The following is an 8247-nucleotide window of genomic DNA, read 5'->3' as shown; positions in this document are numbered from 1 at the left end:
GAACTGCACCCCCACCGCCGAACACCCGCGTCCGGTCGTGCTGCTGCACGGCACCTGGCTGAACGCCTACGACACCTTCTCCTCGTTGTCGCCGCGTCTGGCGCGCGCCGGATTCTGCGTCTTCGCCTTCAACTTCGGACGATCCGGCCTGATGCAAGGCGGTGGACTCGGCCCGATCCTGCCCGGGCGCTTCGGTGTCGGGCGAATGGAGGATTCGGCGTCGCAACTGCGCGACTTCATCGATCGGGTGCTGGCCGCGACCGGTGCGCAGGCCGTCGACATCGTCGGGCATTCCCAGGGTGGCACGGTCGCCAACCACTACCTGAAATTCGGCGGCGGCCATGGCAAAGTCGGCAAGCTGGTGAGCTTGGGCGCCACCCACCACGGCACCTCGCTGATGGGCATCGCGACGCTGGGCCGGATCATCAACAACCTGGGCGTCGATATCCTCGGGTTCTACGAACCGCTGGTCGGCATCGCCAACATCCAGCAGGCGGCGGGCTCGCCGTTCTACGCCAGCCTGAACGCGCAGGGCGACACGGTGCCCGGCGTCGCCTACACGGCGATCGGTTCCCGGCACGACGAGGTCACCAACCCTTATCAATGGACGTTCCTGCAGGCGGGTCCGGACGCGACGGTGGACAACGTCACGCTGCAGGACGGGTGCGAACAGGATATGTCCGATCACCTGACGATGATGTATTCCCCCCGGGCGGCATCGATCGTGCTGCACGCGCTCGATCCGGTCGCGCATCCGTCGCTGGAATGCACCTTCAATCCGTGGCTGATCGGCGGCAACGGCAGCTTGTGATCCGCGCTGTCACTGCATGGACGGGAGAATTCGCGAGCAACGGATTGGCTCCCGGGACAATTCTTTTCCGGCCACGACATTGGTTGGGTGGAATACGGGCATCCCGCGTCGTCACCGGCGCGGCGGTGCCCGTGGTCACGGCCGTGCCGTCGGAGAGGGAGAACCGGATGACTGTGGAGCTCGAGTGGGACGGCGCCGCGGTGCCGCCCGATCCGGCGGCCTTCTCGCATCGGCCGAAATTGCCCGGAGACGATCCGTTCTACGTTCCGCCGCCCGCGGCCGGGCGCCTGCGTCCCGGCTCGATCGTGCGCACGCGCATGGTGGAGATCGCGTTCTTCGGCATGGTGCCCCAGCGCGTTTCGGCATGGCAGTTGCTCTATCGCACGACCGATCTGGACGGTGTGCCGGAGGTCGCGGTGACCACCGTGCTGCTGCCCTGGGGCGCCGACCCCGCCGAGCCGCGCCCGCTGGTCTCGTTCCAGTGCGCGATCGACGCGGTGGCTGCGAAATGTCTGCCCTCCTACTCCCTGCGGCGCGGGGCGCGGGCGGCGGGGTCGATACCCCAGCTCGAGCTCCCGCTGATCGCCAGCGCCCTGGCACGGGGCTGGGCGGTGTCGGTGCCGGACCACGGGGGAACCGCAGGACGCTTCGGCGTGGCCAGGGAGCCCGGATATCGCGCGCTGGACGCGGTGCGCGCCGCGCTCGCCTTCGTCCCGCTCGGACTGGATCCCGCCACACCCGTCGCCCTGTGGGGATATTCGGGCGGTGGATTGGCCACCGCGTGGGCCGCGGAGGTGGCCGCGGAGTACGCGTCCGAGCTGAACATCGTCGGCGCGGTCGCCGGGTCGCCGGTGGGTGACCCGACCGCCGCCTTCGTCCGGCTCAACGGCACGCTGTTCGCGGGGTTCGCGGCCGTCTTCACCGCCGGGCTGCGCCGCGGTTACCCGGAACTGGACCACCTGCTGCGCGCCCACCTGGACGCGCGGTATCTCGGCTGGCTGGCCGAGACCGAGACCACCGCGACGTTCCCCCTGCTGTATCGCTTCGCCCGGCGCGATATCGACAAGCACAGCGGAGCGGGCATCACCGCCATGATCGCCCAGGACGGGTTGCGGCGGATTCTCGACGACATCCACCCCGGCCGTCAGGCGCCCGCCATGCCCGTGCTGGTGCTGCAAGGCGTGCACGACGAGGTGATCGCGGTCGCCGACGTGGACGGTCACGTCGCGCGCTATGTGGACGCGGGCGCGCACGTGCGTTACCTCCGCGACCGGCTCAGCACCCATCTGCTGCTGCAATTCCTGGCGCTGCCGGTGATGGTCGACTGGATCGCGGGGCGCTTCGCCGGGCGCGAGCTGCCCGCGGCCGGTACTCGGACCAGCTGGTCGCTGGCCCTCGCCGGTCCGGCGCTGAGCGGCCACCTGCGTTTCGCGGCCCTGCTCGTCCGCATGTGGCTCGGACGACCGATCCGCGGGCCGCGTCGGCCCGCGCCCTCGGGCGCCCGCCGCCTGTCGGTCCTGTCCGCGGCGCTGCGCAATCCGTTGTCCTGACCTGCGTGCCCACCGCCGAGGCGGCCGATCCCGCACCCCCGCGCGGGCGGCCGGAAGTTCGTGTGTCCCGTCCCGAACCTGTCCGTTTTGCTCTAGCGTGAGCACGGTTGGTGCCGAGAGGGGTCGTGGATGCGTAGCGGGATGCTGAGTGTGGCGCAATTGCGGGACCGGGTCGACACGGGGGAGATCGACACGGTGCTGGTCGCCATGACCGACATGCAGGGGCGGTTGCAAGGGAAACGCTGCGCGGCACGCTATTTCCTGGACGAGGTGGTCGCGCACGCCACCGAGGCGTGCGGGTATCTGCTCGCGGTGGACGTGGACATGACGACGGTCGACGGATACGCCCTGTCCTCCTGGGCGACCGGATATGGCGACGTCGTGCTGCGGCCGGATCTGCGCACCCTGCGGACCGCGCCGTGGTGGCCGGGCACGGCGCTGGTGCTGTGCGATGTCGAGCACGTGGTGCCGGAGGGGCGGGCGGTGCCGGTCTCGCCGCGCCAGGTGCTGCGCGGACAACTCGATCGGCTGACCGAACGTGGTCTGCGCGCGTTCGTGGGGACCGAACTCGAGTTCCTGGTGTTCGACGACAGCTACGAGGCGGCCTGGAACGCCGGGTATCGCGGACTGACCCCGGCCAACCAGTACAACGTCGACTACTCGATGCTCGGCACCGGGCGGGTCGAGCCGTTGCTGCGCCGTATCCGGAAGGAGATGGACGGCGCGGGGATGTACGTCGAATCGGCCAAAGGCGAGTGCAACCCCGGTCAGCACGAGATCGCGTTCCGGTACGACGAAGCCCTGATCACCTGCGACAACCACAGCATCTACAAGACCGGCGCGAAGGAGATCGCGGCCCAGGAGGGTCGCAGTCTCACCTTCATGGCGAAATACAACGAGCGCGAGGGGAATTCCTGCCATATCCACCTGAGTTTGCGCGGCGACGCGGGCGAGCCGGTCTTCGCGGGTGACGGCGCGGACGGCATGTCGGCGCTCATGCGGCACTTCATCGCGGGCCAGCTGGACTGCCTGCGCGAGTTCACCTATCTGCTCGCGCCCAACATCAACTCCTACAAGCGATTCGTCGCGGGCAGCTTCGCGCCGACGGCGATCGCGTGGGGCCGGGACAACCGGACCTGCGCCATCCGCGTGGTCGGCGAGGGCCATGCGCTGCGTTTCGAGAACCGGGTGCCCGGCGGTGACGTGAACCCCTACCTCGCCGTGGCCGCGCTGATCGCGGCGGGACTGCACGGCATCGATCGGCGGCTGCCGCTCGAGCCGGAATTCCACGGCAACGCCTACCACTCCGAGCGTCCTCGGGTGCCGCATACGCTGCGGGAAGCGGCCCAGCTGTTCGAGGACAGCACGGTGGCCCGCGCGGCCTTCGGTGATGATGTAGTGCGGCACTACCGTAACGCGGCGCGGGTCGAGCTGGACGCCTACGACGCCGCGGTCACCGACTGGGAGCGTATCCGTGGTTTCGAACGACTCTGAGGTCGCGGGAGCCCGTCCCGTGATCGGCATGCCCACCTACGTGGAGCAGGCCCGCTTCAACGCCTGGGATCTGCCGAGCGCGGTCCTGCCGCACGCCTACGTCGAGATGGTGGCGGCCGCGGGCGGCATCCCGGTGTTGCTGCCGCCCGCGGGCGTCGCGCGGCCCGAGCTGGTGCGGCGGCTCGACGGACTGGTGCTGACCGGCGGCGCGGACGTCGATCCCGCGCGTTACGGCGGCCCTTCGACCGGGATACCCGGCTACACCAGGCCGGACCGCGACGAATCGGAATTCGGACTGTTCGAGCTGGCCAGGGCCGCGGGCCTGCCGATCCTCGCGGTGTGCCGCGGACTCCAGCTGGCGAACGTGGCGCTCGGCGGCACGTTGATCCCGCATCTGCCCGACGTCGTCGGGCACGAGGAGCACTCCGGCGTCGAGGGCGGCTTCACCGCCACCCGGGTGCTGACGATCGCGGGCAGCCGGGTCGCGCGCCTGGCCGGTCCGGAAGTCAAGGTGCACTGCCACCATCACCAGGCCGTCGATCGGCTCGCCGAGGTCCTGACCGCCACCGCGTACGCCGCCGACGGCACGATCGAGGCCGCGGAGGCCGTCGACGGTTCGTTCCTGGTCGGTGTGCAGTGGCATCCGGAGGCCGACGCCACCGATCGCAGGTTGATCCGGGCACTGGTCGAGGCGGCGGACACCTATCGAAGGGAGCGGAACTCGTGACGACAGCGCAGGTGGTCAACCCGGCGACCGAACAGGTGGTCACGACCGTCGAACTCGCCGGAGAAGCGGAGACCGACGCGGCGGTCGCCCGCGCGCAGCGTGCCTACACCGTGTGGCGCGAGGTCGCGCCGGGTGACCGGGCCCGGTTGTTGCGCCGGTTCGCCGAAGCGGTCGACGCGGATCTGGAGCACCTGGCCCTGCTCGAGGTCGCCAACGCCGGACACACCATCGGCAACGCGCGATGGGAGGCGGGAAACGTCCGTGACGTCCTGCATTACGCGGCAGGTATGCCCGAGCGGCTGCTGGGACACCAGATCCCGGTCGCGGGCGGGGTCGACATCACCTTCCACGAACCGCTCGGCGTGGTGGGGGTGATCGTGCCGTGGAATTTCCCGATGCCGATCGCGGCGTGGGGCTTCGCACCCGCGCTGGCCGCGGGCAACACGGTGGTGCTCAAGCCCGCCGAACTCACACCGCTGACCGCTCTGCGGCTCGGTGAACTCGCGCTCGCGGCGGGCCTGCCCGAGGACGTATTCCAGGTGCTGCCCGGCAAGGGGTCGGTGGTGGGGCAGCGCTTCGTCACCCATCCCGCGGTGCGCAAGGTGGTGTTCACCGGTTCCACCGAGGTGGGCACGCGGATAATGGCGGGCTGCGCACAGCAGGTCAAGCGGGTGACGCTGGAGCTGGGCGGCAAGAGCGCCAACATCGTGTTCGCCGATGCCGACCTGGAACAGGCGGCGGCCACCGCGCCCTACGGCGTGTTCGACAACGCGGGGCAGGATTGCTGTGCACGCTCACGAATTCTGGTGCAGCGCAGCGTGTTCGATCGCTTCCTCGAACTGCTCGAACCCGCGGTGCAGGGGGTGCGTGTCGGTGACCCGTCCGACGAAAGCACCGAGATGGGTCCGCTCATCTCGGCGGCGCACCGGGAACGGGTGGCCGCGTTCGTGCAGCCGTCGACCGAGGTGGCGTTCACCGGAAGCATGCCGGAGGGACCCGGATTCTGGTACCCGCCGACGGTGGTGCTGCCCGGCGCTCCCAGCGATCGGGTCCTCACCGAGGAGGTGTTCGGTCCCGTGGTCGCGGTGCTGCCGTTCGACGACGAGGCCGACGCGCTGCGCATCGCCAACGACACGAATTACGGTCTGTCCGGCTCGATCTGGACCAGGGACGTCGGCCGGGCGCTGCGCGTGGCCCGCGGCGTCGAAGCGGGCAACCTGTCGGTGAACTCGCATTCCTCCGTGCGCTATTGGACGCCGTTCGGCGGGTTCAAGCAGTCCGGGCTGGGGCGCGAACTCGGGCCGGACGCCGCGTCGGCCTTCACCGAGACCAAGAACGTCTTCCTCGCCACGCAGTGACACCACCACATCCGACAGGAGATACGTTGCAGCGCTTACAGGATCGGGTCGCCGTCGTCACCGGCGGCGGGAGCGGTATCGGACTGGCCACGGTCCGCCGTTTCGCGGCGGAGGGGGCCAAGGTGGTGGTCGCCGACATCGACGCCGGGACCGGCGCGGCGGCCGCCGAGCAGGTCGGCGGGCGCTTCGTGCAGGTGGACGTCACCGACGAGGCCCAGGTCGAGGCGCTGTTCCAGACCGCGGTCGACACCTACGGCGGGCTGGACATCGCGTTCAACAACGCGGGCATCTCACCGCCGGAGGACGATTCGATCCTCACCACCGGCATCGACGCCTGGCGGCGCGTGCAGGAGGTCAATCTGACCTCGGTGTACCTGTGCAGCAAGTACGCCATCGGCCACATGCTCGAGCGCGGCAAGGGCTCGGTGATCAACACCGCCTCGTTCGTCGCGGTGCTGGGCGCGGCGACCTCCCAGATCTCCTATACCGCCTCCAAGGGTGGTGTGCTGGCGATGAGCCGGGAACTGGGAGTGCAGTTCGCCCGCAGCGGCGTCCGGGTCAACGCCTTGTGCCCCGGCCCGGTGAACACGCCGCTGCTGCAGGAATTGTTCGCCAAGGACCCGGAACGCGCCGCGCGGCGCTTGGTGCACGTGCCGCTCGGCCGGTTCGCCGAACCGGAGGAGATCGCCGCCGCCGTCGCCTTCCTCGCCAGCGACGATTCCTCGTTCATCACCGCGTCGCAGTTCCTGGTCGACGGTGGCATCGCCGGCGCGTACGTGACGCCGCTGTAGGACCGGGGTGGTCGCCAACGGTCAAGGAGTGTGACTCGCTTCACAATTGACTGCGTTGCCGCAGGTCAAAAGAAAGCATTTCGCGCCTTCTGGGGACCGCGACTGTTTGCTGGCCGGGAGTTCTGGGTATCGGTCTGTTTCGTGCCTCACCTCCCGGTTGCCGGTCGGAGGTGGATCGAACCGAGGTCCGTGGACGGGCTGGAGAGGACGTGCGCGTGACCGATCGGACATCGGAGAGTTTTCCCCTGCGGCGTTCCGTGGCGGCCTCCGCCATGGGCAACGCGACCGAATGGTTCGACTACGGCGTCTACGCCACCACCGCGACGTACCTCACCGGCGCCTTCTTCCCGGGGGAGCTCGGCACCCTCGGCACCATGCTCGGCTTCGCCATCTCCTTCGTGCTCCGCCCGCTCGGAGGGATGGTGTGGGGCCCGCTCGGTGATCGCATCGGCCGTAAGGCCGTGCTGGCCACCACGATTCTGCTCATGGCCGCCGCGACCGGCGCCATCGGCCTGCTGCCTACCCACGCGTCGGTCGGGGTGCTGGCCCCGATCCTGCTCATCCTGTTGCGCGTGGTGCAGGGCTTCTCGACCGGCGGCGAATACGGCGGGGCCGCGACGTATCTGGCCGAATGCGCGACCGACCGCAAGCGCGGTTTCCTCGGCAGCTTCCTGGAGTTCGGCACGCTCGCCGGCTTCGTCGGCGGATCGGCGACGGTGCTGGCCTGTCAGCTCGCGCTCGGCTCGGACGCCATGCACGCCTGGGGCTGGCGCATCCCCTTCCTGATCGCCATACCGCTCGGCCTGACCGGTTGGTACCTGCGGGCCAGGCTCGCGGAGAGCCCGGTGTTCACCGAAGTCGCCGAGCACAAGCGCCCGCCCGGCGGCCTGCGCGAGGTGCTGACCACCTACCGGCGCGAGACCCTCACGCTGGCCGGACTGGTGGTCGCGCTCAACGTGGTGAACTACACGCTGCTGACCTATCAGCCCACCTATCTGCAGCAGACCATCGGTATGGGCGAGTCGGCCACCAGCGCGATGATGCTGGTCGGTCAGCTGGTGATGATGCTGGTGCTGCCGTTCTTCGGCCGGGTGTCCGACAGTGTCGGCCGCCGCCCGATGTGGTTGTTCTCGCTGCTGGGTCTCGTGGTGCTCGCGGTGCCGATGTACTGGCTGATGGGTCAGGGCACGGCGTGGGCCATCTTCGGCTTCATCGTGCTCGGGCTGCTGTACGTGCCGCAGCTGGCCACCATCAGCTCCACTTTCCCCGCCATCTTCCCGACCCATGTCCGCTACGCGGGCTTCGCGCTGGCCTACAACGTCTCCACCGCGGCCTTCGGCGGCACCGCCCCGCTGATCAACGAGGCCGTCATCAAGGCGACCGGCTGGTCGCTGTTCCCCGCCCTGTACATGGTCGGCGCGTCCCTGATCGGCCTGGTCGCCTGGAGCTACCTGCGTGAGACCGCCGGCACCTCGCTGCGCGGCACCGCAGTCCCCGACGCGGGCGACCCCGCCCC

General features: G+C 69.5%; 7 protein-coding genes. All 7 read left to right on the top strand.

Annotated elements, in window-relative coordinates:
• Positions 1–811 (top strand): lipase family alpha/beta hydrolase (locus HOV91_RS37810; RefSeq protein ID WP_174189997.1); only part of this gene is annotated, 811 nt, incomplete at its 5' end.
• 167 nt (positions 812–978) lie between these two features.
• Positions 979–2361 carry a lipase family protein gene (locus HOV91_RS37805; protein ID WP_174189996.1) on the top strand — a complete coding sequence of 461 codons (1383 nt, stop codon included), beginning with the start codon at positions 979–981 and terminating at the stop codon, positions 2359–2361.
• Positions 2362–2490: 129 nt separating this feature from the next.
• A complete protein-coding gene (locus HOV91_RS37800) occupies positions 2491–3855 on the top strand; it encodes a glutamine synthetase family protein (RefSeq protein WP_246351546.1) in 1365 nt (454 codons plus the stop codon).
• Between the two features lie 28 nt (positions 3856–3883).
• The gene (locus tag HOV91_RS37795) at positions 3884–4582 is read left to right on the top strand and encodes a gamma-glutamyl-gamma-aminobutyrate hydrolase family protein (RefSeq protein ID WP_174189995.1); all 699 of its coding nucleotides are present in this window, start codon (positions 3884–3886) and stop codon (positions 4580–4582) included.
• Positions 4579–5940, top strand: coding sequence for an aldehyde dehydrogenase family protein (locus HOV91_RS37790; protein ID WP_174189994.1), 1362 nt, complete (start codon positions 4579–4581; stop codon positions 5938–5940). The genes HOV91_RS37795 and HOV91_RS37790 overlap by 4 nt, the downstream gene beginning before the upstream one ends.
• Positions 5941–5966: 26 nt before the next feature.
• Positions 5967–6731, top strand: coding sequence for a 3-oxoacyl-ACP reductase (locus HOV91_RS37785; RefSeq protein ID WP_174189993.1), 765 nt, complete (start codon positions 5967–5969; stop codon positions 6729–6731).
• Between the two features lie 272 nt (positions 6732–7003).
• Positions 7004–8247, top strand: a 1244-nt coding sequence (locus HOV91_RS37780) for an MFS transporter (protein WP_174189998.1), incomplete at its 3' end; no start/stop codon positions are given.

Origin of the sequence: Nocardia barduliensis, assembly GCF_013315795.1 — a bacterium.
In the GTDB taxonomy this organism is placed as follows: domain Bacteria; phylum Actinomycetota; class Actinomycetes; order Mycobacteriales; family Mycobacteriaceae; genus Nocardia; species Nocardia barduliensis.
The sequence above is the reverse complement of the archived record's forward strand: the minus strand, read 5'-3'. Positions and strand labels throughout refer to the sequence as shown.